This is a genomic window from Desulfoplanes sp., from assembly GCF_054921335.1.
In genome coordinates this window covers 25,335-50,541 of sequence record NZ_JBUDSQ010000016.1, presented here as the reverse complement: position 1 = coordinate 50,541, position 25,207 = coordinate 25,335, and the positions used below count along the sequence as shown (strand labels likewise).

Genomic DNA, 25,207 nt, shown 5'->3' with positions numbered 1-25,207 from the left:
GCTCACCCGCAGAGATAGTCCACAAACCGTTCTGTTTCCATCGGCCCAAAAAATTCCGACAGATCGACATGTTGCAGACCCGCACGGACGGCCTGCCGTTTATAGGGGATGCCCGTGAGCAGTTCCTCGATCCGGGCAATATCCCCGTGCCCGAGAAAATCACCAAAGATCTTCACCGAGGTGGTCCTTCCCCCTTCCACCTGGATACGTGTGTCCACCTGGCCAATGGAGAACCGTTCTTTTTTCTGGACATTGAACCCCGGGGACTTGCCAAAGTTCCAGTCCCAACTCCCATATTTTGTTCCGGCCAATCCATGGACATCCGCCCATTGGTCCGGGGTCAATTCTACGGCCCGCCCTCCCCCGAACGGGGCGAACACACTCTCGATCAAACGGGTTTTGAACCCTGCCATGTCCATGCCGTGGGATAGGCAGTCCACAATATTCACCACCCGACTGCGCACAGATTTGAGGGCCTTGGAGGTGATCTTGTCATCGCTCACATTCAGGGCACGGACCAGGGTTTCCATGTCAGAATCAAAGAGCAGGGTACCATGGCTGAGCATGGATGTACGCGTGGCGTACTGGGCATTGCCGGATATCTTTTTGCCCTGGGCAAGGATATCGTTGCGCCCGCTCAGCTCGGCCGGAATGCCCATATTTTTAAGGGCCTGAATGACCGGCCCGGTGAATTTACGGAAATTGAGCAGATTGTCCTTGGCATACCGGGTCATGAAACTGAAATTGAGATTGCCGTGGTCGTGGTACACCGCTCCGCCACCGGAAATCCTTCTGACCACATGGATCCCGTTGTCCTCCACGTAGTCCAGGTTGATCTCCTCCAGGGTGTTCTGGAACCTGCCCACAATGATCGAAGGCTCATTCACGTACAAGAGGAGATAATCGTTCTCCGGATCAAGATTCTTTAGACAATACTCCTCCAGGGCCAGATTGACCCGGGGGTCGGTGATACCATTATTGGGTATGAGGTACATGCTGTCCTTCTCAGGCTTGGTCTTGAATGGTCCGTTTGTAGTACGCAAGAAGGAGACAGGTGACGGGCAGGGCGATGACCAGTCCGAGGAATCCCAGGAGTTTCCCCCAGATGGACAGGGAGAGCAGGATCATGGCCGGGGACAATCCCATGACCTTGCCCATGATCTTGGGGACCAGAAACATGTCCTGGATGGCCTGGATCACGATGAAAACCAGTCCGGTCAGACCAAAAAGGACCCAAAAACCCGTCCCCGTCTCCAGGGCATGCACTCCAGCCAGGAGCAGGGCCGGAATGAGTCCGATGGTCTGCAGATAGGGAACCATGTTCAACAGGCCGATAAACAAGCCCAGAATGATACCCATGGGAAGACCGATCAGGGTGAACCCAAGCGCGAAGAGGACCCCGACAATGGCGGCCACACCGGCTTGGGCCCGGAAATACCGGCTCATTCCCTGATCGAAGTCACGGATAAACGCGGTGACGGGCCCACGCCAGGAGGCGGGCAGAAGATTGCGGCTGCCATCCTTGAACCGCTGGAAATCAAGGAGCAAAAAGACAAGATACATGAGAATGAACACCAGCCCGACCACCCAGAGGACAAAGTTGGCCGTCCCGGTGATGATATTCCACAGGCCCGGGACAAGACGCTTGCCCAAAGACTGCAACACGCTCAGGACGTTGTCTGCCTGGAACAAGGCGCGGACATCGGGCCGGGCCAGCTGTTCCTTGATCCAGAGCCAGATATCCGGCGGCAGACGCTTGGCAGCCTGCTCGGCCAGTCCGGAATTATTGACGAGATCGGAAACAAGGCCGCCCATATAGCTGATCTCCCGACCGATCATGGGCAAAAGCAGCCAAAGGAGACCACAGCCCACCAGACCGGTTCCGGTCAGGGTCAACCAGACCGCCAATCCCCTGGACCGGACCCGTTGCTGGATCCGGGAGACCAGGGGATGGAGAATATACGCCAGGAGCAGGGCCACGGCAAAGGGAAGAATGACGTCGCTTAGATACCCAAGGAGCAGAACCGTGCCCCAGGCGACCGCGGCGGTCAGTGCCAGACGGACCACACGGTCCAGGGTGTAGGGGCGCTCTCCGAAAACACTCATTGTTTTTCAACCCTCTCCAGGATTCCGAGAATCCTCTCCTTGTGGTCCTTGTACAGTCCACGACAAAAGGTTTTGATCACGTTCTTGACCGCTGATGGACCGGGCAGATCGGGGAAATCAAAAAATCCGCACTGCAAGAGGTCGATGGGAGAAAAAGCGAGTTCACCGTCAAGGTTATAGACCAGCCCGGCACCGGTGATCTTCTCCTTTTCCACCTCGTCATTCCGGAACTGCTTGGCAAACTGCAGCACCTGGGAAGCCTGGTTGTCCCTGTTCACGCTTTCGATCCGCTTATTGATCCGTTCTCCCCAGTCGATGATGGTCATAAGACAGATGGTCCTCTTCTTCCCGCCGGGCCGGGCCGGATCGTTGTAGTGCCGACCGTGTTGGTAGACATCAAGGGCGTCATGGAGTTCCCTGTACGCCCCATAAACGGTCTTCCAATACCTGGTTCGGCCAAGCAGGCCGGGGCCCGGGGCCATATCTTGCCGGGGACGGCTTCCGCTCAGGGGGCTGTCCTTGTCCCACTCAAGCCCAAGGGCCCGATAAAAACCAGCCACCCCCTCTCCCTCGAGCAGCAAAAACCCAAGGCCGTGCCCCCGGGCAACGACCTCGCGGCCGACACGCTCGAGTTCCCGGCATTTTTTATGGAACAAGGCGATTTCATCCTCAAGACGCTTACGTTTACCAAAAAAGGTATCCGCGGCCTCGGCCAACCCTTCTTCAACGAGGGCATCGGCATATTCCGAAAGTGTACCCATGATCGTCCCCTGTGGTCCTTCAACAAAAAAAGGGTTCCTCGCGGCAGCACAGACGCGGGGATGCCCAAAAGGACAAAAAGCCTACGTATCAGGGTGATTGCCCCCAGCAATCCGGCCAATCCCCTTTTCTCCAAAAAACTCCGAACCATCGTAAAAATTTCCCCCCGCGTCTGTGCGCCACAACGCAAAAAAAAAGATACCAACGAATCAAAGGATGATCAAACGATTCGTTCGATTCCCGCCATGTGCCCCCAAAGATCCCCACCTCCGTCATTGACAGGTTTCACCTTGGGGGATAAGACTTTGTGAAATTTTTCTAAAGGAGGTTATCGCATTGAATATCTTGATTTTTGGACCCAACGGCAGCGGCAAGGGAACCCAGGGTTCTCTGGTAAAAGATAAATACGACCTGGCCCACATCGAGTCCGGGGCCATCTTCCGGCAGCACATCGGTCAGGGCACCGATCTCGGTAAAAAGGCCAAGGAATATATCGACAGGGGCGAGCTCGTTCCCGACGAGATCACCATTCCCATGGTCCTGGAAACCCTGCAGGAAAAAGGCGCCAACGGCTGGCTCCTGGACGGTTTTCCCCGGAACAAGGTCCAGGCCGAAAAACTCTGGGACGCCCTGCAGGAAGCCGGTGCCAAGCTCGACTATGTCATCGAGATCCTTCTTCCCCGTGAAGTGGCCAAGAACCGGATCATGGGCCGCCGCCTCTGCGTGAACGACAACAACCACCCCAACAACATCTTCATCGACGCCATCAAGCCCGATGGGGACAAGTGCCGTGTCTGCGGCGGCGACCTCAAGAGCCGCGCCGACGATCAGGACGAAGAAGCGATCAACAAGCGTCACGACATCTATTACAACACCGAGGACGGCACCCTGGCCGCCGCCTACTTTTACAAGGATCTGGCCCCCAAGGCCGGTTTCAAGTACATCGACCTGGACGGTGAAGGAACCATCGAGTCCATCAAGGAAACCCTGATTTCCCAGCTGGACTAATCGGTCCGCGGCCATACCGGTCGACACACGGTTTACAAATAAAAAAGGGCGGAGTATCCGCCCTTTTTTATTTGTACGGGACCAAGACGTCCTCCGCATCCAGCCGGGGTTATCATGCACACGCTCAAAATAGGAAAAATCGATTATCTCAATGTCTGGCCGATGTTCCGGCTCCTGGAAAAAGACCACGACAGGAATCCGGCCCATGAACTCGTGCCCGGGCATCCCTCGTTCCTGAATGGATGTTTGGCCACAGGAGACATCCATGTCTCCCCTTCCTCGGCCTTTGAATACCTGGTCCATGCAGAACAGTACCAGATCATGCCGGGTTTGAGCATCAGCTCCGACGGTCCGGTACAGAGCGTACTTCTGGCCAGCCCGGTAAAGCTCCGGGACCTCCCCGCCTTTCTGGCCGACCACGGCAACCGGGTCAACCTCACCGGGGCCTCGGCAACCTCCGTGGGGTTGCTCAAGGTACTCTGGTCCCTGGCCTGGAACCTTGCAGAACCCGAATGGACGATTGTCGAGCCGGGGGAAGGACTGACCAAGGGCCTCCCATTTCTTGAAATCGGCGACCGGGCCCTAACGATCTATGCAGAGCGCCCCGCCGGATGGCATATCATCGACCTGGGCGCAGCATGGAAATCCTGGACAGGCCTCCCGTTTGTCTTTGCCCTGTGGATCGTGCGCAAGGATCTTGCACCCGAGCGCCAGGCCATGCTCAGATCCCTGGCGACACGGTTGCTCGATATCAAGAAAACGGTCCCCGACAACCTGGAAGGGCTGCTTGATGGCGCCAAGGATAAAGGCTTTCCACGCAAAATCCTGCGCGAGTACTGGAACGTGATGAGCTACGAGCTTGGCGAAAACGAACTGGCCAGTCTGGCCCTGTATGCACACTACTGCACGCGCATACACCTTTTGCCGGGATGTCCCGCGTTTGATTGGTTCACCTAGGTACTTGCCCAGCATGGACACACAGCCCGAACCGCGGGGGTTTCCCCGCACTCGGCCGCAAGCGTGTTGTCGTCCCCCCGCCTTCTGCGTACACAACGGTGTGCCCCCTCTTCTAGGCTTCCGCCCCGGCGATATCCTCGTCCTTGCCGATAACCACCAAGTGTTCCCCTTTCTGCAGGGGCCTTCTGGGATCGGGGATAAAATCCGGCTCCCTTTTCCCCACCCGTTTCACCGCGACCACCTGGATCCTGAGGGTATTGGTCAGGTTGAGCCCGATAAGATTTTTGCCGGCCCATTTCTCGACCTCGAGTTCCCTCAAGACCACCCCCTTGCCCAGCGAGAGGGAATCCAGGAAGCCGGGATCAACAAGCTTGCGGGCCAACTCCTCGGCGGCCACACGCTCGGGGAAGACCACATGCTTGATCCCGATGCGCTTGAGGATCTTTTCGTGATCCCCGCTGACCGCCTTGACCCAGATCTTCTTCGCCCCAAGCTCCTTGAGATGGAGGGCGATGAGGATACTCGCCTCCATGGACTGGCCGACACTGACCACCACATGGCCCAATTCCGCGACCGCGAGCTGGTCCAGGGCCACACTGTCCGTTGCATTGGCCGTGTAGACCTGGGTCAACGTTTCCTGGGCCGCCTGGACCTTGGTCTGATCCGAATCGATACCGATGACCCGGTGTCCCATATCCACAAGGGCTGAACCGAGAAAAAAACCGAATTTGCCCAAACCGATGATTCCGATTTCCATGACGCCAACCTGGGCTAAAAATGATGGACCACGGCACTCCTTTCTCCGGATCCCTGCGCCTGCGCGGACACGGCAGGGACCATCCAAACGTACCCTTGCCGCTATCCGATGAGCATATCCCTCTCGGGCCATGCAAACCGTTCCCTGGTCTGCCATCCCTGCAGGAAGGCCAAAAAGGCGATGGGACCGAGTCTGCCCACGAACATGAGCACGATGATGACCCATTTGCCCACCGGGGTGAGGGTCGGGGTCAGCCCGGTGCTCAGCCCAACCGTACCGAATGCGGAAACGACCTCGAACAGGATTCCGACCACCTGTCCCCGCAGGCGGAGATGGGGCAGTTCCCCCCCTTCGCTGATGGACAGGACCACCGTGGCCGTGACCACGGTGACAACCGCCAGTATAACCAGGATGAGCGCCTTGTTCACCGACTTCTCCTCCAGGGCATACCCATTGATGACCACCTGTCTGCGCCCTACCAATTGGGCCCAGGCAAAGGCGATGACCGTCCGGAAGGTGGTCGTCTTGATCCCTCCGGCGCATGAGCCCGGCGACCCACCGATAAGCATCAACGGGAGCATGATCACCAGGGCGATATTGGTCATTCCACCGATGTCCACCGTATTGAACCCGGCCGTTCTCGCCGAGACCGACTGGAAGAGTGCGGCCAGGAGCTCGACCCCGATCCGGTCGATCCCGCTATTTGTATCGTACCATTCGGCCGCGAAAATAACCCCCCAGCCGACGAGGATGAGAAACAACGAGGTCCTAAGGACGATCCTGGTCTGCCAAGCGAACCTTCTGCGGGGTTTGCCCCCGGCCCCCAACCGTGAACGCGCCGTACCCAGGATATCGATGAGCACGGAAAATCCGAGTCCCCCCAGAACGACCAGTCCCATGATCACACCATTGACCCCTCCATGCCCCCCCCAGCGCATCAGGCTGGAATCGAACAGGGAAAACCCCGCGTTGCAAAAGGCGGACACCGCATGGAACCATGCGGAAAAAGGGGCGAAACCGACGGGGTCACAAAACGCGAGCAGGGCCGCGCCCAGGATTTCTATACTGAAACAGAGAACAACGATCTGCACCAGAAAACGGCCGAGATTGAAAGAAGGATCATAGAGCAGGGACTGGCCCACTGCCAACCGATCCGTGATGCTGACCCGCTTGCGCCAAAGATAGAAGACCAGACTGGTATAGGTCATGATCCCGAGTCCACCGAGCTGGATGAGAAACAGGATCACGGTCTGGCCAAAAAAGGAGAATCCGCTCGTCGGAACGACCGCCAACCCGGTCACACAGGTGGCCGATGTGGCAGTGAACAGGGCGCTCAGCCAGGAAACGGATCCCGGCCCGGACCATGCTGCTTCCAAATGCAGTAGGAACGCGCCAACCAGAATAGTGATGGCAAAAAAATAGATGGGAAGACCAAAAGGGGTGATCAAACGTTGTTTCATGGGCAAAGGAGCCAGTCGGATGGGGAACGGCAATGGGCTTTGGAAAATTAGTCAATGAACTAAAAAAAGGCAACAAAAAAGCCCGGCACCATGGTGCCGGGCTTTTTCATGAAAACATCGTATGTGCCCTGCGATTAACCGATAGCGCTGACTGCCTTGCTCAACCGGGAAATCTTCCTGGCGGCCGTACGCCAGTGGACAACCTTCTTTGTTGCGGCCCTGTCCAGGACGGACGTGGCCTGCTGCAGGGCCTCCCGGGCCTTTTCAGCGTCGTTGGTTTCGATGGCCAGACGGACAGCCTTGACGCTGTGCTTGATCCTGGTCTTGGCCATTCTGTTGCGATTGCGGGCATTGAGGCTCTGACGGTGCCTTTTGAGTGCGGACTTATGGTTAGCCAAAAGTAAATCCTCCTAACTATATTGAAGTAACCGGGTTACCCCGGTCCCGGAATGAACATCACCTGCTTGAGAAAAGGGGTTTCTATGCAAGAGCCGTGTTTTTTGTCAAGCAGATTTTTTACCCCTCGACAAGAACACAGGCATGCCTTCTCCCCCTGGCGGGCCGACAAAAAAACAAAAGGGGGGACGGGGGTCGTGCGCCCCCCGCCGCTGCGTTGGGTTGGCAACTTGCGGATTCTCCCCAAAAACTGCCTGCACCCCCCAATATATCGCAGCGGGTTAAACCTGCAGCGCCGAAAAATCGGCCAAACGACTGAGACGACGGACCAATTCATAGAGCATGTTCAACCGGTTGGACCGCAGTTGTACATCATCGCACATGACCATGACGGAGTCGAAAAAACCATCCACAACCGGACGCAGGGTCCACAGCTCATTGAGGAGCCCGGTAAAATCGTCTTTCTCCCACAGCCGGTCCCATTTTTCACGGGAGGCCACGAGGTGCGCGTGGAGCTGTTTTTCCGCATCCTCCACCAGAAGGACGGGATCAACGGTTCCGGTGAATTCCACCCCGGCTTCCTCGCCCTGTTTGCGGATGATATTGTCGGCCCGTTTGAAGGTCAGCACGGCCTGGTCGAAGTCCTTTTCCCCGGCAAAAGAGGACAGGGCCTTGATCCGTTTTTCCAGGGCCAGGATATCGACCACTCCGGCACCGATGGCCGCATCAAGGACCTTGCTGCTATACCCCTTGCCGGCCCAATAATTGCGGAGCCGCTGGGCAAAAAACGCCATGAGGTTGTCCAGGGTCTCCTCGGGGGCTGTCTTCCACTGGACATGTCCATAACCTTCCAGGGCCAGCCGCAAAAGCTTGGAGATATCCGTCCTGAGTCCGTGCTCGAGAATGATCCGGCAAACACCAAGGGTACACCGGCGCAGGGCAAAGGGATCGGCGGCCCCGGTCGGGATCTTGCCGATGCCGAAACAGCCGGCCAGGGTGTCGAGTTTGTCGGCCATGGCCAGGATGGCCCCGCCTACCGTTCTCGGACACGGGCTCTCCTGGCCGGCCGGGAGATACTGTTCGGCCAGTCCGTCGGCAACGACCCGACTCTCGCCTTTCTTTGCGGCATAGATCCCCCCCATGATCCCCTGGAGATCGTCAAATTCGTAGACCATCTCCGATACCAGATCCGCCTTGGCCAGCCTGCCGGCACGGGCCAGATCCTCGGTGTGCTCGTCCGCGAAATCTCCGGCCATGGCTTTGGCCAGTCGGGCCAGTCTGCGGGACTTGTCCCCCATGGAACCGAGGGGGCCGAGAAAGGTGACATCCTCGAGTTTGGCCAGCCAACCACCAAATTCCTTCTCCAGGTCGGCCTTCCAGAAAAACATGGCGTCCTCGAGCCGGGCCTTGAGGACCCGTTCCCATCCCTTGCGGACCACATCCACGCAGTCGGGTTGCAGATTGATCACGGTCAAAAAGCGGGGCAGCAACCGGCCGTCTGGACCATTGACACCAAAACTCTTTTGGTGGGTCTGCATGCTCGTCAACAAGACCTCGGACGGGAGCTCGAGGTATTTCTCGTCAAAATCCCCCAGGACGGGCAGGGGATATTCCACCAGGTTGGCCACATGGTGTATGAGCCCCTGGTTCCAGGCAATGCTCCCCCCGATTCCACGGGCCAGATCGTCACCCATGGCAACGATCATGTCCACCCGTTCGTCGTGGGAAAGAACCACCCTGCCCTGCTCCCGGACCACGGTATAATATTTGTCCGCGTCCTCGACCACAAACGGGCCCGGCCCCAGAACACGGTGTCCGCGGGTCACATTCCCGGCCTCAAGTCCGGCCACGGCAAAGGGCACGGTTCCACTGTCCAGGAGGGCCAAAAGCCAGCGCAGGGGACGTCCGAAGGTAAAACGGGATTCTTCCCAGTGCATCTTCTTGGGAAACGGGAGATGGGCGATCATGTCCCGGCATATCTCCCCGAGTATCTCCGTGGCGGGCTGACCACCGACCACCTTGTTCACCGCCAGGTACTCCCCCTTGCCGGTGTCGGTGACAAAGACGTCCCCCATGTCCACCTTCTGGGAACGGGCGAACCCGAGTCCGGCCTTGGTCGGCTCCCCCTGATCGTCAAAGGCGATCCTGGCCGGCGGCCCGGTGACCACGACCTCTTCCCTCTCCTGCACCCCGGCCATGTCCGTGCAATCAAGGACCAGCCTGCGGGGGGTAGAGAGGGTGGTCACCGGGCCATGGGCCAATCTGGCCCCGCCGAGACGTTCGGTGAATCCCTTTTTCAGGGCCTTGTCCAATATCGGCAGAAACCGGGCCGGCATTTCCTCGGTGCCGATTTCCAAAATAAAATGGGCCATATCTCGTAAACCTCGTTCGTTCAAAAAATTATGCGTAATGCCTGAGCAACGGATACCCCATCTCCTCACGGCTCTGGGTGTAGACCCGGGCGATCGCTGCGGCCAGCTTCCTGACCCGGGCGATGTAGTTGGCACGTTCGGTAATGGATATGGCTCCCCGGGCGTCCAGGAGATTGAAGGCATGGGAACATTTCAGGCAGTGGTCATAGGCAGGCAGGGCCAGACCGAGTTCGCAGACCCGGCGGCACTCCTTTTCACTGGCCCCGAACAGGGCAAAGAGCATGTCCTGGTCACTGTGGTCGAAATTGTACCGGGACTGCTCGACCTCGTTTTGGTGGTAGACGTCCCCGTAGGTAACGGTGTCGTTCCACATCATGTCGTACACGGATTCCTTTTCCTGGAGATACATGCACAAACGCTCCATGCCGTAGGTCAACTCCACGGTGATCGGCTCAAGCTCCAGCCCGCCGACCTGCTGGAAGTAGGTGAACTGGCTGATCTCCATGCCGTTTAACCAGACTTCCCACCCAAGGCCCCAGGCCCCGAGGGTGGGTGACTCCCAATCGTCTTCCACGAAACGGATATCGTGTTTGTGCGCATCGATCCCGAGAACCCCGAGGCTCTTGAGATAGAGGTCCTGCACGTCCGCGGGCGCGGGCTTGAGGACCACCTGATACTGGTAGAAATGCTGCATTCTGTTGGGGTTTTCCCCGTAGCGACCGTCCGTGGGACGTCTCGAGGGCTCGACATAGGCCGCCTTCCACGGCTCCGGACCGAGGACCCTGAAGAAGGTGGCCGGATTGAAGGTCCCGGCACCGGTCTCGATATCATAGGGCTGCTGGACCACGCATCCATAATCACCCCAGAATTGCTGTAGATTGGAAATGACATCCTGAAAATTCATCCTTGTCTCCATTGAACATCGAATGTTTGCAACCAGGGACTGGTATTTGAAACAGAAGACCGGTCCGACAGTCGTCCCTGCCACGCCCATTCTGTATCGTCTATCCGTTATCCCGAAAAACTAACACCGCACGGAACGGTCATCCTCGTCGGCGATCCCCAGATGGTAACGGATGAACCGATCGACAAAGGTGAACATTTCGCGCTGTAATCGGTGGTCCGGCACCCAGCCGACCCACTTCCCGATCCCGGTCCCCTTGAGATGGTCCAACAGGGCCAGCCCTTGCCAGGAAATCCGCATCCGGTTCCCTGTCCCCACACATGAGGGGCAAAAAAACACTCCCTCCTCGATAGCGCATTCCGCCCAACCACTCTCCTGCAGTACCGAGTTACAGGAAGCACAGTGCACGGCATCAAGGTCGTATCCCTGCTCAAAGGCCAGGGCGAGCCGGAAAAGGACGGGGAAAAAGGCGGAAGGGGGGCAGGTGAGTCCGTTGAATCCGGCGAGCATGGACAGGACCAGATCGTGCCCCTCACGCGATCGGGCCTCACCGACATGGACGGCCTCGAAAAAACGCAAGCAATTGCCGATCATGCCCACTTTCAACGGGTCCCGCTTCAAGTCCACAAAGCCCTGAAGAAGGGTTCCCTCTTCAAGGCTCAAATACTTGTTCCGCGTGCCCGGATTGATCCGAAAAAGCACCCGGTTGAGTCGGTCGAGGCACCCGCAGAACCGCCGCCGGCTCTTACGGCCGCCAAAAGCGAATCCGGTGAGAATCCCCCGTGATGGCGACAGGAAGCGGACCCAGCAGTCGTTTTCGCGGAAGGTGCCCACCCGCAGGATGATGACCTCTTCAGTGAACTCCATGGGGATGTACCGTTTTGGCCAGGCCGGAACACCCAAACACGGATCTCCCGTTACCCGGCACGCAGAAGTCGGCTATTCTTCGGCCCGGATCTCCAGGGTTTCGACACCACCGGGAACGGCCCCGTGGGGATAGGGGACACCGTCGAGGAACAATTCCACCCCTCCGGCATTGCCCAGCTTGAGCCGGACACTCTCGGAAAAGAGAACGACAACCTGTTCCCCGGCACGCAAGAGGCGGATCGTCTTGTGCGGTGAACTCTCCCCGTCGGCAACGGCTCTGAGCCAACAATCAGCCGTGGCCCGGATCTCGAGACGATGGTCCATGACCGGGATCTCTTCCGGGCTCTCTGCAACCGGCTCCTGTTGGCGGCTGACGGTATCGGTTTCTTCTACGGGCCTTCCATCCTCTCCATCGGTGGGAAAGGATTCCTGAACAACGTCTGGGGACGGGGATTGCCCAGTCCCATTGTGCACTGCGGGACCATCCGTCCCGTTCGTTCCCACGGTGGAGGTATTGTTCGCGACAAAAAAGCCGGGCATACCCGTTTGCTCGCCGCCGGGTGCCCCGGTATCGGCAGCCGGGGACCCCTCCCCTGAGGGACCACGCTCCTGTTCGGGGACGACCTCCGCCCGATCAACGGCGTCTTCTTCCCGGGGCTGGCCGGGGACTTCTTCCTCGAGGACCACCGGGGCTACGGGTTCGATTTCCCGAGAGACATAGGAAATGGCCAACCAGGTGACCCCGGCCAGCCCGACAAGGAGAAGGAGCACCAACCAGAGGCTGCCCGCTTTTCTTTCCGCCGGCATACGGACGCTGAGATCCGGAACCCCTGTATCAATCTCAAGCGACTCGGCCGGACCCACGGCAACCAGGTAATCCTGAACGATCCTCTGCTCGTCGAGCCCCAGTAATCGCGCATAGTTCTTGATAAATCCCTTTGTATATACCGGGTGTGGAAGAACGGATCCATCGCCCTTTTCCAGGGCCTCCAAGACAAACATGCTTATCTTGGTCCGTTCGTTGACTTCCTCTAGGCTCAACCCGGCATTCTGGCGGGACGAACGCAACAATTCGCCCAATTCCTGCAATGTCATACGCACAATCTCCCTCGACAAACCAATGCGTTTGCACACGTCGTGGTGGCCGATCGCTACATCCTGATATCGACCACCGCTTTATCCTTCAATCCTTCCATATACTCATTGAACCGCTTTTCAATCCTGGGACGGTACAGGATCTCACGGATCTTGGCCTTGACGTCCTCAAAGGGCACGGCCGTACCCGCCGTGAACTCCAGAATCCGCAAAAGGGCCATATCCGTTCCCAACGCAAAAGGCTGGGTTGTATCTCCTTTGCCCAACCCCCGCAAGGCGTCTTTCCAGGAGGGCCGCATATCCGCCCAGCGGACTTCTCCGAGTTCCCCCCCCTGTTTGGCTCCGGGGCCGATGGAATATTTTTCTGCGGCCTGGCCAAAGGATATATCACCGGCCATGATCCGCCCCCGCAAGGACTGCAGGTCAACACCGGCATCGACCAGGATGAGTGCCAGAGAAATCTTCTTTTCCCGGGAAAAATCCCCCTTGTGTTCCTTGTAATAGTTCCTCATCTCGCTGTCAGTAACCACGACCTTGCGCCGGACCATGGCCCCGATGAGACGCTGGCGCATGATATCCTTTTTGGTCTTTTCCTCGTAATCCCCCCGGGTCATGCCCTGCAGTTTGAGCTGATCGAGGAATTCTTCCTCCGTGAGATCGTGCTGGTTCTTGAAGGATTCGACCTGGTTCTTGACCTCCACGTCGGTCACGGTCATCTCCAGCCTTACGGCCTCCGCCTCCAAAAGAAGATCGTTGACCATCTGGCCGAGCACCCTTTTCCTGAGTACCTGCAAGGTCTTTTTTTCCTTGGCCGTCATGGATCTGCCGTCAAATTGCCGGGTGTATCCGGTCAGTTGTTGGTCCACATCGAAAAGCGTGATGATCTCTCCATTGACCACGGCCACGATGCGGTCCACGAGTTCATCGGCCCGAACGGATTGCGACCAGACCATGACGCAGACCAAACTGCAAAGAAGGTATCCCATGGTCTTCAAACCACGGGGGCCCACAAACATTCCTCGCCAACATCTTCTCATAGATCAAAACCTTTGTTTTTTTGTAACCATCCAGGTGCGTTTCTCAAGAATCAGAACTAAAAAAATCAAGAAATTCAAAAAGATAAGCAACTATTTACGTTTTTTCAGGCAGTAAAAACGTCCGGGGACCAACAAAAAGGACGGACCGGACGGACGCCTTACGGGGTCAGGTCCTTGTCCGCCCCGGTCCGGCCATCCACGCTGGACGTGCGTGGGACCATCGATGTGCTCACCTCTATCGTGGCCGTTGCGAGTTCGTCACGTAGCCAATCCCTGAACGCCCCCCTGAGTTCCTGCTCCACCAACATCTCTTCCACCAGACGGTAGGCCTTGGACGGGGCAAGGTAGGACGGGGACAACCGCTCATGCAGATACAATACGACCAATCTCTGCTTGTCGGAAATAATACCGCTTGCCCGGCCGGGTTCAAGATCCGCCAGGGCGTCGGACCAAAAGGGAGAAAGCCCGTTCCGTGCCACCTCCATCTCATGCACCTCCACACCCTCGACGCTCGGCCCACTGAAGGCATCGCCCTGGGCACGGTACTCCTCCAGGACGGTCCCGAGGCCCTCCCTGTCCATACCAAGGAACACCGTGAAAACGAACCGTTCGGGAATGACATAGTCTGCAATGTGCTCCCGGTAGTACTCACGGGCGGCTTCATAGCTGATGGACACCTTGGGACGCAGGTAATCCTGGATAAAGGCCTGCGTGGACAATCGGGCCCGGATGCATCGACGCCACTGGTCCAGATCGATATAGTCCTCGACCAATGCCTGTTCAAAGGTCTCTTCATCGGGATAGTCGGAGCGGACTATCCTCTCCTCCCGATCGACGTCCTTTTCGGTTATCTGTAATCCCTCCCGGATCAGGGTCTGCCGGATCAATCGGTGGAGAACAAAATCCGCCAACACCGCTCCATATTCGTCCTGTAGGGAGTGGACTTTGAAATCGTTATCCAGGGACCAATCCATAAAATGGAGATCATGGACCGCCTGGACCTGGGAGAGATAGATGGGCTCTGCATTGACCCGGGCCACGACGCCCCGTGACGACGGGGGATCGGAGGAACAGCCGAGCACCCCTGTCCAGACGAGGCAGCCAATGAACAGCCCGGACAAAAACGGGCGCAGGCGTGCGCATACCATGGAGGGGATGTTGGACCGCAAGGGTGTTTTATCAAAAAAAATCGAGACCATTTGGCAAAAAAATATTTTTTTCCAGGATGTTCTCCCGGTCGTGTCATCTCGGGCACATCGCCCCGCGCCGGCCAGGCCCCCTGAACCATGGCCGACAATCGAGAGCGTCGCCACATGGTCCATCAATCTTCTCATCATTGGGACGGAACGCCCGCGGACAGGACGAGATCCTGTTGCAATCCGTCCACCATCTCGTTGAACGCGCGCATGGACAGGGCAATAGATGGATTGTCCCCACAGCGCAACTCCAATTTTCCCGGCGGGATCAAACGGGCCTGCTCCTCATGTTCTTCCACCCATCGGACCAGAGCCAGGGGGTCGAGATCCGTATCTTCCTGGTCCCAACCGATGGCGACCTTGTGCGCATAGATATCCGCCTGTATCCCGCCCAGGGTTTTGACCTTGCTTTTGAAGGTAAGAATCTCCACAAAGGTTTCCAGAGAATCCGGCAACGGGCCGAACCTGTCGCGCATTTCCCCGACGATCTCTCCGCGTTCCTTTTCTTTTGCGCACAGGGAAAGAACCCGGTAGTAGTGCAAACGCTCCGGGGCCTCGGCGATATATTCCTCAGGTATGTGGGCAGGGACACCGATATGCAATTCGGGCTCTCTGGTTTCGGCAACCGGTTCGCCCTTGATCCGGTGGACCTCCTCTTCCAGAATCTCCAGAAACATATCCAGACCGACCTTGCCGATGGTTCCCGATTGGACCTCGCCAAGAATGTTGCCGGCCCCACGCAGCCTGAGGTCCTCCATGGCCACCTGGAATCCCGCTCCCAGATAATCCATCTCCAGGATGACCTTGAGCCGTTTGCGGGCCTGGTCCTGTAAATCTTCCAGAGAGGGGATGACAAAATAGGCATAGGCCTGCTCCCTGGACCGCCCCACACGGCCACGGAGCTGATAGAGCTGGCCGAGGCCGAACAGCTGTGCCTGGTCCACTATCAGGGTGTTGGCCTTGGGGAAATCCAGCCCGGATTCTATGATCGATGTACAGACCAGGATGTCCAACTCCCGGTGCCAAAACCTATGCATGGTCTCTTCAAGGTCCTTGGCCGGCATTTGGCCATGGGCCGATGCCACCCGGGCATCGGGCACGAGAGACTGGACATACTCCTTGACCCTCTCAAGCCCCTGGACCCGATTATAGACCCAGAAGACCTGCCCCATCCGTCCGAGTTCGCGCTCTAAAATAGCCCGCAATTCAGGGGTTTCACGCTCCATAAGGGCGGTCGTGACCGGCTTGCGTTCCAGGGGCGGGGTCTCGATGAGGCTCAACCCCCGGATGCCCGAGAGGGAGAGCTGCAATGTCCTCGGGATGGGTGTGGCCGTGAGGGTCAAAACATCGATATCCCGCTTCAAACTCTTGAGCCGCTCCTTGTGTTTGACCCCGAACCGCTGTTCCTCGTCCAGTATGAGCAGCGAGAGGTTGGGCAGGGAGATATCCTTGGAGAGCAAACGGTGGGTGCCGATGAGGATATCCACCTCCCCGCGCCGGGCCGCCTGGACAACGAGTTTCTGGGTCGGTTTGGGGACAAAGCGTGAAAGCATGGCCACGCGCACGGAAAAATCCTCCATGCGCTGACGAAAATTTTGATAATGCTGTTCGGCCAGCACGGTCGTCGGACAGAGCAGGGCCACCTGCTTGCCGTCGACAACGGCACGGAAGGCGGCCCGCAAGGCCACTTCGGTCTTGCCGAACCCAACGTCACCGCACACCAGCCGGTCCATGGGCCGCGAGCTTTCCATATCCGTGATCACATCATGGATGGCCTGTTCCTGGTCCCTGGTCTCCTCGAACCCGAAACTCGCCTCGAACTCCCAGTACACCTCGGGACGGGGGCCATACGAGTATCCCTTGCTCACCTTGCGCAGGGCGTAGACCTCCACAAGTTCCCGGGCGATCTTCTCGATGGCCTTGCGTACCCGGGCCTTGCTCTTTTTCCATCCGGCCCCCCCCAGACGGTCCAGCGCGACGGACTTCCCCTCCGGCCCCTTGTATTTCTGGACCATACCCATCCGGTCCACGGGGAGATAAAGTTTGTCGTCATTGGCGTAGAGCAGGACCAGGTAATCATTGGCAACGGTCCCGGCCTGCATGTGCGCGAGCCCCCCGAACCGGGACAATCCGTAATCCCGGTGGACCAGAAAGTCTTCCGGAGAAATCTCGTCAAAACTGGTCAACCCCTTGAATTCCTTATCTCGTACCGGAGAGATACGGCTGGTCTCCTTGGGCTGGAGAACATCCTCGGGCAGGACGAGCATGTTGCACCACGCCAGCTTCATCCCCCTGGTCAGGGGTGAAACCAGGGCAAAGAGCCCTTTCTTGTTGCGGGCATACGCGAGATGGAAAGCGAGTTTTTCCTGATGGGCAAAATTCAGAAACCGTTTGCGGGAATTCTCCGAATGGAAACAGAGCAGGATCTGGCCGAAGTTTCTCTTCCACTCCCCCAGCCCTTGGATGAGGCTCTTGAAGGGACGTTTTCTCTTCTCGGGTTCCCAAAACAGATCATCAAAGGAACGGATGGGTTCTTCATACAGCTCGATTCCCTTTTCACGCTTGCCCATGACCAGGGATTCGAACAGGACATGATGACGGTCGAGCCATGTTTGACGCGTTTGGCCCATGGTCTGGAGGACCGAGGAAACAGGCCATTGTCGTCCGGATTGTTCCAGATGGTCCTTCCACGCCCACTCCTGCTCCTCCAGACGGGCCCGGACATCCGTTGCCCCGGTCAAAAAAAAGACCGCATCCTTCCCGAACCAGCGATCGATGCCCACGGGATGGGTATAGTAGAGCCCGGGCAGGATCCCGAGTTCATTGGCCCCAATGGAATGGACAAGCTGTTTATACGCGGATTCGGGAAGCTCACCGGAAGTCTTCAAATATTCCCATTTTTCCAGGGCTTCCTGGCGGTAGGCATAATCCTGCACAGCGGGAGAACAGGGCAGGACGAGAACCTGCTCGAGTTCTTTTTTGGAACGCTGGGACAGGGGTTCAAAGAGGCGCAGATCTTCCAGAATATCACCGAAAAACTCCATGCGCACGGGAAAATCGTATCCCGGACAGGCGATGTCCAAAATATCCCCGCGCAGGGCCATCTCGCCGGTCTTGGAGACCATGGACACCCGGGTGTAGCCCCAGTCGGTGAATTTTTCCAGAAGATGTTCCGGGACGTGTTCTTCTCCGGGGACGAGATGGAGGTGCTGCTCGTTGACCACCTTGCGATCGGGCCATTTGGGGAGCAGATTGTCCAAGGGAAGGAGAATGCCCCGCCCGCTTCCTCCCTGGGCCAGGGAGAAAAGGCCGGCCCAGCGTTCGCCCCACGCACGGTGGTCATCCCTTCCAGGAACAAAGGACGGGAACCGGACCCATCGCTTCTCCCAGAAATCGGCGTCCCCATCGTCCCCGGACCAGAGCTTGATAAGTGACGTGTAGGTTGCAAGATGGGCCGAGGAGGAAAGAAGAATGACAACGGTCTTGCCCTTAGCGACAAGCTGTTCCGCCAGATAGACCTGGGTGGCGGGTCCACTCTTGTATACCCTATGGATGTCCGAAGGGTCGAGAAGCCGTTTGAGTTCGGGAGGGATGTACACTGTGGGATCCTGAGCAACACGCAAAGGCCACCTTGACACTTTCAAGGGGGCCTTTGGTCCTTACGGGTTGGTACGGACAGGGCCGGGAAACACCTCTCGCCGACCCGACACGTTGAAAAGACATACGGTAACCATCCAGCACGATAACCCGGCATGAGGCTGCGGCGTTCCCGGAAGGGACAAAACAGGATCGGGCTATTATTGGTGGCGGGATAGTTACGACATACGGAAGATGCGCTTATATGCAGCTAGACATCGCCCAGAGCGGATTTTTCTTCTTTAGAGAGCAGTCGGTTGAGATCGAGCATGATCAGCAACCGGTCATCCAATTTCCCGACACCGCTGATATACTCGGAGTCCAGACCGGAAATGACAGGCGGCGGGGGTTCGATGGTACCGGCCGGAATCCGCAGAACCTCCGATACGGCGTCCACGACGAATCCGACGATCATCTGGTTGATCTCTATAACGATAATCCGGGTTTTTTTATCATGTACCTTGGCTTTGAGCCCGAAGCGGAGTCTGAGATCGATCACGGGTATGACCTTGCCCCGTAGATTGATCACCCCCTCGACAAACTCAGGGGCCTTGGGCACCCGAGTGATCTCGAGCATCCTGATAATTTCCTGGACCTTGAGAATCTCGACCCCAAACTCTTCCTCTCCAATACTGAAGGTGACCAGCTGGAGCAATTCCTCATCCTTGCGTACTTCTTCCTCTGCCATGGAGTTTTCCTCCTGTTTGCGCGCATTGATCACAACAACTAGTGGAAGATATAAGAGTAAAACGGCTTTTAGGCAACACACAAAAGGATGACAATCGGATACGGTCCCGTCCGGTAATGGCCGAAAAGCCGCGTTGAAAACCAGTTGCCAAAGGACAGATCTTCAGTCATACTTTTTTTCATAGATGACAACTATTTTTTGGAGGCATCCTGATTTATGGCACAAGCCTTTCCCTTTGGGGCGGAACCCGATTTCGAAGAGGAAATCAAGACCCTGGGCAATGACGAACTCTTGGACTGCTGGGAACAGAGCCAGTACGTAGACGCATTCATGGACGGAGAACCGAGAAACGAAGTCCGGATCACCGCCTACGAGCAGGTGATCGTTCAGGAACTCCAGCTCCGCCATTGCCAACAACTATAACCCTTCCGACAACCCGTCGACCCGCACAAAAAAATCCCGGATACTCCGGGATTTTTTTGTGCGGGCCGATCAGATGCTCCTGCAAAAAGTCAAAAATCGAGATCCAAGCTCAAAACCATATTTTGTAACAACCTGATTTTATTTAAACCTTTCAAACAAAACCCTAACCCTGCCTGCCTGCAAAAATCTTTTTTTTGCAGGCACATCCGATCAGGAGCAAACATTATTCAGGATCGGGCCTCCCGACACAGAAATAAGCAAAGCCCAAACCGGACAGCAGGGACGGGGAGTACAGGTTCCTGCCATCAAAGATGAGCGGTGCGCTCAGGGATTGTTTGATCCGTTCGAAGTCGGGATTGCGGAACTGGTTCCACTCCGTGACCACAGCCAGTCCATGGGCCCCCTTGAGGGCTTCGTATTCGTCCTTGACGATCTCCACGAGACCGTTGTCCTCAAGCGCGCCCGCAGCCTTTTTCCCGGCAACGGGATCAAAGGCCCGAACCCGCATTCCCAGGGCGGTCAATTCACGGATCATTTCCAGGGAAGAGGCCTCCCGTGTATCATCGGTATTCGCCTTGAACGCCAGTCCCCACAGGGCCAGCGTCTTGCCCCCGACCCCGCCCTGGTCAGCAAAATAGTCTTGGATCTTCCGTGAAAGCACGGTCTTTTGTCGATCATTCACCTCATCCACGGCCCTGAGCAGTTGGGGGTCGTACGCGTATTCCCCCGCCGTCCCGATGAGTGCCTTGACATCCTTGGGGAAACACGACCCCCCATACCCCACACCAGGATAGATGAACTGGTACCCGATACGGTGGTCCGAGCCTATGCCCATGCGCACATCCCGGACATCGGCACCGACACGTTCGCAAATATTGGCCACCTCGTTGATGAAAGAGATCTTGGTGGCCAACATGCAGTTGGCGGCATACTTGGTCATTTCCGCACTGCGGATGCCCATGACGATGAGCTTTTCCCGGCTTCGGGCAAAAGGGCCGTACAGGGTCTTGAGCAATTCCGCGGTCCGGACGTTGTCCGTTCCCACGATGACCCGGTCGGGTTTGAGAAAATCGTTGATCGCATCCCCTTCCTTGAGGAATTCCGGATTGGAAACCACATCGAACTCGTAGGATTCCCCCCGTTTGTCCAATTCTCCCTGAACAACCTCCCGAACCCTGTCCGCCGTGCCCACAGGCACCGTGGATTTGTCCACCAAGATCTTATATCCCTGCATCTTCTGCCCCACGGTCGAGGCGACCTGATAGACATAGGCGAGATCGGCCGAACCGTCCTCACGGGGCGGCGTTCCCACGCAGATGAACACGAAGAGCGCGTCACCGAGGCCTTCCTCGATTTCCGTGGTGAACCGGAGACGGCCCTCGGCATAGTTGCGGGTCACCAATTCCTCCAGCCCGGGCTCAAAAATATGGACCTGCCCGGAACGCAGCTTTTCAACCACCTCCGGATTGACATCCACGCAGCAGACATTGTTCCCCATTTCCGCAAAACACGCGGCAGATACCAGGCCCACATAGCCCGTACCCACAATACAGATATTCATGGTATGGTTCGCTCCTTGATCAAGACGTGGCCTTGGCCGTGTCGTTCGTTGCAGCACCGGTCGGACTCCTTCTAGCGATTGTGGACCGGAGATGAAAATGCAAATTTCGATCCGCTGCGGCTAACAAAAACAAGAGCGCTTTTGCAAGTCCCTTGCTGAAAATTTTTCAGGAAATCGGGCCGAAACAGCGCGGGGATTGTCCACGGCACCCCGAAACCGATTTTTTCCTTTACTTTGCCAAGCAATTTTGGCTACTCGTTATAATACAACCAAAAATTACGGACTATGGATCAAGGAGACACCCCATGGAACGCCACCTTTTGCTCACAGTCAACGCCTACCACAGCCACCAACACGCATCCCGGTTCGTGAACTATTTTCTCAAAGGAGAGACCGGCACCAGATTGACCCTCTTCTATGTCGCTCCCAACCCGCACATGAACGTGGACCTGACCAAGGACGCGCTGAGCAACATTACCGAGGCCGACACCCTGGCGGCAACGTACAAACGCAAGGGGAACCAGGCCCTGAGCCGCGCCAAGGCCCTGTTGATCGGGAACGGGTTTCCCAAGGAGATGATCGAGACAAAACTCCAGCCCAAGCAATACGGCACGGCCATGGACATCATCCAGGAGGCCGAAAGGGGATACTACGATGCCGTACTCCTGGGACGCCGTGGGTTGTCCATGTTCGAGGAACTCGTGGACGACAGTATCAGCAAACACATTCTGCGCGAGGAAATCAATTTTCCATTGTGGATCTGCAAGGAGCCCGAAGCGGGAAGAAAAAATGTCCTTTTGTGCGCTGACGGATCGGAGGAAAGCCTGCGCGTGGCCGACCATGTCGGATTCATGCTCGCCCCGTCGGACCGCCACGAGGTAACCCTGTTCCACGTCTGCGACACGGATAAGAAAAAAATCGCCATATCCTTTGATGCGGCCAAGACCGCCCTCGTCGCCGCAGGATTCCCCCCGGCACGGATCCATGAAAAAGTGGAGAGGTGCGGCAACGTGGCCCAGACCATCCTGGACTATGCTCTGGCCAATAACTACGCGGCCATCGCCATGGGGACCACCGGGGCCGGCCAGAAATACCTCAAGAGCATCTTCATGGGCTCGGTCTGCATGTCCATCTTCAAATCACTCCAGAAGGTATCCTTGATCGTGAGTCGATAAACGGTGTTATGCGCACCGCACACTTTTTTCCCCATAAAAACTAGATCTCCCATGCCCGAAGAAACAGTCGGCAACATCGTGTCCATACATGGCTCCATTGTGGATATCACCTTCCAGGGGGAGATACCACCGCTCAGGGCCATAGCATCCACCAGGGACACCCCCCATGTCCTCCTCGAGGTGAGCACGCACCTGGACGAGCATGTGGCCCGGACCATTTCCCTGACACCGACCCAGGGATTGGCCCTCGGCCAGGAAGTCGTCACGACCGGAGCTCCCTTGCGGGTCCCCGTGGGCAAGGCAACCCGCTCCAGGATGCTCAATGTATTTGGCCGGTGCATAGACGGACTTCCCGGGATCCCCCCCGGGGAAACGGCGAGCATACATAACAAACCCATTGCCCTGAACGCCCGGGCAACGGGCAATGAAGTCTTTGAAACGGGGATCAAGGGGATCGACGTTCTGGTCCCCCTGGAACGGGGGGGCAAGGCAGGACTCTTCGGGGGGGCCGGTGTGGGCAAGACCGTTGTCATCACCGAACTGATCCATAATATGGTCGGCCAACACGAGGGGATCAGTATCTTTTGCGGCATCGGTGAACGCTGCCGCGAGGGTGAGGAATTGTACCGGGAAATGAAGGATGCCGGGGTGCTCGAGAACACGGTCATGGTCTTTGGGCAGATGAACGAGCCCCCCGGGGCCAGGTTCAGGGTCGGACACACCGCCATGACCATGGCTGAACACTTCCGCGACCGGGAAAAGCAGGACGTCCTCCTGCTCATGGACAATATTTTTCGGTTCATCCAGGCCGGTTCGGAGATCTCCGGTCTCATGGGCCAGATCCCCTCCCGTCTGGGATACCAACCGACCATGGGCACTGAACTGGCCGGTCTCGAGGAGCGCATCAGCAGCACCCGGGATGCGGCCATCACCTCCATCCAGGCCGTGTACGTGCCTGCCGACGACTTCACCGATCCCTCCGCCGTCCATATTTTCGGGCACCTTTCAGCCTCCATCGTCCTTTCCCGGAAGCGTGCCGGCCAGGGGCTTTTTCCGGCCATCGACCCCCTCCAGTCCAGTTCCAAGATGCTCACTCCGGGAATCGTTGGCAGACGTCATTACGACATCGCCCAGCAAATCCGCAAGACCCTGGCCACCTATGAGGAACTCAAGGACGTCATCGCCATGCTCGGCCTTGAGGAGCTCTCCAAGCCCGACAGAGCAACGGTCTTCCAGGCCAGACGTTTGGAGCGCTTCCTGACCCAGCCTTTTTTTACCACGGAACATTTTACCGGTCGGTCCGGAAAACTGGTGTCCACGCAAGCGGCACTGGAAGGCTGCGAACGGATACTCAACGGCGACTTTTCAGACAGGCCGGAAAAGGATTTGTACATGATAGGGTCTATCGACGGAACCTGAGCGGGGGAGAGGGAAGCTGACCCATGCACCTAAAAATTTTTCTGCCCACGGCTGTCTTCTTTGACCAGGAGGTAGCCAGAATAAAGGCCGAAGGGGACGACGGCATGTTCTGCATCCTTCCAAGACACAGGGACTATGTGACCTCCCTGGTCCCGTCCATCGTCAGTGTCACGGACAGGACAGGAGCAACCATCCACATGGGAGTGGATCAGGGCGTGCTCGTCAAATGCAAAAACGAGGTGAGCATAGCCGTACGCAACGCCATCACCGGCCCGGATCTAGGTACCCTGGAACGCACCGTCGAGGAAGAGTTCAGCGTTCTGGACGACAAGGAACGTACGGCCCGCTCCGCAATAGCCCGCCTCGAGGCCGGGTTCATCCGTCAGTTTTTGGATATGGAGCAGAGATGAAAAAAATGGAGATAAGGGCCCGACAAGACAGGAGACCGCGGTCCAGGGGCCGCGGTCGGATGACAACAAGCCGTCATCCATGGACTTGATCCGGGATCTCCCGGCAGATACGATCCCGTTGCCCCCTAAATCGTTGGGGAACAACCAGGAATGCACAACCAAGAATCCTTTCTCTGCGTCGTAGCACCGCTGCGCGATAAACAAATGAACATCCACGACCCCTTCCGCAATGAAATCGCCCGAAAGGAGAAAAAACGGCTCTCCTCACTCAACCATCCCGCCCCCCCGGTATGGTTCGGACTGGGAACGTTCGGGGTCGTGGGCTGGAGCGTAGCCATACCCACGGTTGTCGGGATTGCCCTTGGCATATGGATCGACAGGACCGTGCCCAGCAAGTATTCGTGGACCCTGATCCTGCTGACCCTGGGGATCATGGCCGGATGCTTCACCGCCTGGGCATGGGTGTCCAAGCAACGCCGGGAAATCCATGCGCATGAACAGAGCAGGGATAAAGAGGAATGATCGACTGGTCGGACATTGTTCCCCCCGTGCTCGCCGGGGTGGGGACCGGAATCTTCTTCTTTGGCGGGCTATTGTGGACGGTCAGACGCATCCAGGACGCCAAACGGCCACACACCCTGGTCTGGTCGAGTTTCGTGGCCCGTCAGGTCGTGACCGCCAGCGTGCTTTTTCTCGTCTGCAAGGACCAATGGGAACATTGGACAGCGGCCCTGATCGGATTTGTGGTGGTCCGCACACTCATGATCAAGGGCCAAAAGACCGGCACAAACATCCCTATTGCCCGGAAGGGCTGACCGCTGTGCTCTTTACTACGCATGTCCGCCCCGATGAGATAGAGACGACGCCCCTGCAAAAAATCGAAAACCGGGGTCCAAGCTCAAAACCATATTTTGCAACAACCTGATTCTACTCAAAACTTTCAACCTACCCCTTACCCCTGCCCGCGCCGTGGATGACGGC

23 protein-coding genes are annotated in these 25,207 nt (G+C 57.3%); 8 read left to right on the top strand and 15 right to left on the bottom strand.

The genetic code is table 11. The features are described 5' to 3' along the window. Window positions 1–2: 2 nt before the first annotated feature. The 3 genes from ACY692_RS05475 to ACY692_RS05465 are packed head-to-tail and all read right to left on the bottom strand — an operon-like array spanning window position 3 to window position 2,867. Window positions 3–995, bottom strand: coding sequence for a lipoate--protein ligase (locus ACY692_RS05475; protein WP_462324337.1), 993 nt, complete (start codon window positions 993–995; stop codon window positions 3–5). Between the two features lie 10 nt (window positions 996–1,005). Then, window positions 1,006–2,106, bottom strand: coding sequence for an AI-2E family transporter (locus tag ACY692_RS05470; protein ID WP_462324336.1), 1,101 nt, complete (start codon window positions 2,104–2,106; stop codon window positions 1,006–1,008). After that, on the bottom strand, window positions 2,103–2,867 hold the full coding sequence (locus ACY692_RS05465; RefSeq protein WP_462324335.1) for a hypothetical protein: 765 nt from the start codon (window positions 2,865–2,867) through the stop codon (window positions 2,103–2,105). Before ACY692_RS05465 ends, ACY692_RS05470 begins: the two co-directional genes overlap by 4 nt. Before the next feature lie 334 nt (window positions 2,868–3,201). Here ACY692_RS05465 and ACY692_RS05460 point away from each other — a divergent pair, with 334 nt between their 5' ends. Then, entirely contained in the window at window positions 3,202–3,873 is a 672-nt protein-coding gene (locus ACY692_RS05460) for an adenylate kinase (protein ID WP_462324334.1), read from the top strand. Window positions 3,874–3,987: 114 nt separating this feature from the next. Continuing rightward, complete coding sequence (locus ACY692_RS05455; RefSeq protein WP_462324333.1) at window positions 3,988–4,830, top strand: menaquinone biosynthetic enzyme MqnA/MqnD family protein; 843 nt, start codon at window positions 3,988–3,990, stop codon at window positions 4,828–4,830. A gap of 112 nt (window positions 4,831–4,942) precedes the next feature. Here ACY692_RS05455 and ACY692_RS05450 read toward each other — a convergent pair whose 3' ends face one another. The 11 genes from ACY692_RS05450 to ACY692_RS05400 form a co-directional block, all read right to left on the bottom strand. Continuing rightward, window positions 4,943–5,587 (bottom strand): potassium channel family protein, encoded by a 645-nt coding sequence (locus tag ACY692_RS05450; protein ID WP_462324332.1) that lies wholly within the window; start codon window positions 5,585–5,587, stop codon window positions 4,943–4,945. A 101-nt stretch (window positions 5,588–5,688) separates the two neighbouring features. Next, window positions 5,689–7,047, bottom strand: a complete 1,359-nt coding sequence (locus tag ACY692_RS05445; protein ID WP_462324331.1) for a TrkH family potassium uptake protein — start codon at window positions 7,045–7,047, stop codon at window positions 5,689–5,691. A gap of 134 nt (window positions 7,048–7,181) precedes the next feature. Next, window positions 7,182–7,445: a 30S ribosomal protein S20 gene (gene rpsT / locus ACY692_RS05440; RefSeq protein WP_462324330.1), complete on the bottom strand. Its 264-nt coding sequence runs from the start codon at window positions 7,443–7,445 to the stop codon at window positions 7,182–7,184. A 279-nt stretch (window positions 7,446–7,724) separates the two neighbouring features. Continuing rightward, entirely contained in the window at window positions 7,725–9,815 is a 2,091-nt protein-coding gene (glyS, locus tag ACY692_RS05435; protein ID WP_462324329.1) for a glycine--tRNA ligase subunit beta, read from the bottom strand. Window positions 9,816–9,843: 28 nt separating this feature from the next. Next, complete coding sequence (locus ACY692_RS05430; protein ID WP_462324328.1) at window positions 9,844–10,719, bottom strand: glycine--tRNA ligase subunit alpha; 876 nt, start codon at window positions 10,717–10,719, stop codon at window positions 9,844–9,846. Between the two features lie 120 nt (window positions 10,720–10,839). After that, the gene (gene recO, locus ACY692_RS05425) at window positions 10,840–11,586 is read right to left on the bottom strand and encodes a DNA repair protein RecO (RefSeq protein ID WP_462324327.1); all 747 of its coding nucleotides are present in this window, start codon (window positions 11,584–11,586) and stop codon (window positions 10,840–10,842) included. Window positions 11,587–11,658: 72 nt separating this feature from the next. Beyond that, entirely contained in the window at window positions 11,659–12,681 is a 1,023-nt protein-coding gene (locus ACY692_RS05420) for a helix-turn-helix domain-containing protein (RefSeq protein WP_462324345.1), read from the bottom strand. 56 nt (window positions 12,682–12,737) lie between these two features. Beyond that, the gene (locus tag ACY692_RS05415) at window positions 12,738–13,691 is read right to left on the bottom strand and encodes a SurA N-terminal domain-containing protein (RefSeq protein ID WP_462324326.1); all 954 of its coding nucleotides are present in this window, start codon (window positions 13,689–13,691) and stop codon (window positions 12,738–12,740) included. 185 nt (window positions 13,692–13,876) lie between these two features. Beyond that, entirely contained in the window at window positions 13,877–14,866 is a 990-nt protein-coding gene (locus ACY692_RS05410) for a peptidylprolyl isomerase (RefSeq protein ID WP_462324325.1), read from the bottom strand. Between the two features lie 185 nt (window positions 14,867–15,051). Next, the gene (mfd, locus tag ACY692_RS05405; RefSeq protein ID WP_462324324.1) at window positions 15,052–18,513 is read right to left on the bottom strand and encodes a transcription-repair coupling factor; all 3,462 of its coding nucleotides are present in this window, start codon (window positions 18,511–18,513) and stop codon (window positions 15,052–15,054) included. A 248-nt stretch (window positions 18,514–18,761) separates the two neighbouring features. Further along, window positions 18,762–19,238: a chemotaxis protein CheW gene (locus ACY692_RS05400; protein WP_462324323.1), complete on the bottom strand. Its 477-nt coding sequence runs from the start codon at window positions 19,236–19,238 to the stop codon at window positions 18,762–18,764. Between the two features lie 216 nt (window positions 19,239–19,454). Here ACY692_RS05400 and ACY692_RS05395 point away from each other — a divergent pair, with 216 nt between their 5' ends. After that, entirely contained in the window at window positions 19,455–19,661 is a 207-nt protein-coding gene (locus ACY692_RS05395) for a hypothetical protein (protein WP_462324322.1), read from the top strand. Window positions 19,662–19,884: 223 nt separating this feature from the next. On the opposite strand, the gene ACY692_RS05390 is transcribed toward ACY692_RS05395, so the two are convergent. Further along, on the bottom strand, window positions 19,885–21,222 hold the full coding sequence (locus ACY692_RS05390; protein WP_462324321.1) for a UDP-glucose dehydrogenase family protein: 1,338 nt from the start codon (window positions 21,220–21,222) through the stop codon (window positions 19,885–19,887). Window positions 21,223–21,527: 305 nt separating this feature from the next. Between ACY692_RS05390 and ACY692_RS05385 the strand changes: the two genes are divergently transcribed. The 5 genes from ACY692_RS05385 (at window position 21,528) to ACY692_RS05365 (ending at window position 25,041) form a co-directional block, all read left to right on the top strand. Next, complete coding sequence (locus ACY692_RS05385) at window positions 21,528–22,397, top strand: universal stress protein (protein WP_462324320.1); 870 nt, start codon at window positions 21,528–21,530, stop codon at window positions 22,395–22,397. Window positions 22,398–22,448: 51 nt separating this feature from the next. Beyond that, window positions 22,449–23,816 carry a F0F1 ATP synthase subunit beta gene (gene atpD / locus ACY692_RS05380; protein WP_462324319.1) on the top strand — a complete coding sequence of 456 codons (1,368 nt, stop codon included), beginning with the start codon at window positions 22,449–22,451 and terminating at the stop codon, window positions 23,814–23,816. Window positions 23,817–23,839: 23 nt separating this feature from the next. Next, entirely contained in the window at window positions 23,840–24,226 is a 387-nt protein-coding gene (locus tag ACY692_RS05375; protein WP_462324318.1) for a F0F1 ATP synthase subunit epsilon, read from the top strand. Window positions 24,227–24,376: 150 nt separating this feature from the next. Then, complete coding sequence (locus ACY692_RS05370; RefSeq protein ID WP_462324317.1) at window positions 24,377–24,748, top strand: AtpZ/AtpI family protein; 372 nt, start codon at window positions 24,377–24,379, stop codon at window positions 24,746–24,748. After that, complete coding sequence (locus ACY692_RS05365) at window positions 24,745–25,041, top strand: N-ATPase subunit AtpR (protein WP_462324316.1); 297 nt, start codon at window positions 24,745–24,747, stop codon at window positions 25,039–25,041. Before ACY692_RS05370 ends, ACY692_RS05365 begins: the two co-directional genes overlap by 4 nt. Window positions 25,042–25,207: the final 166 nt, after the last annotated feature.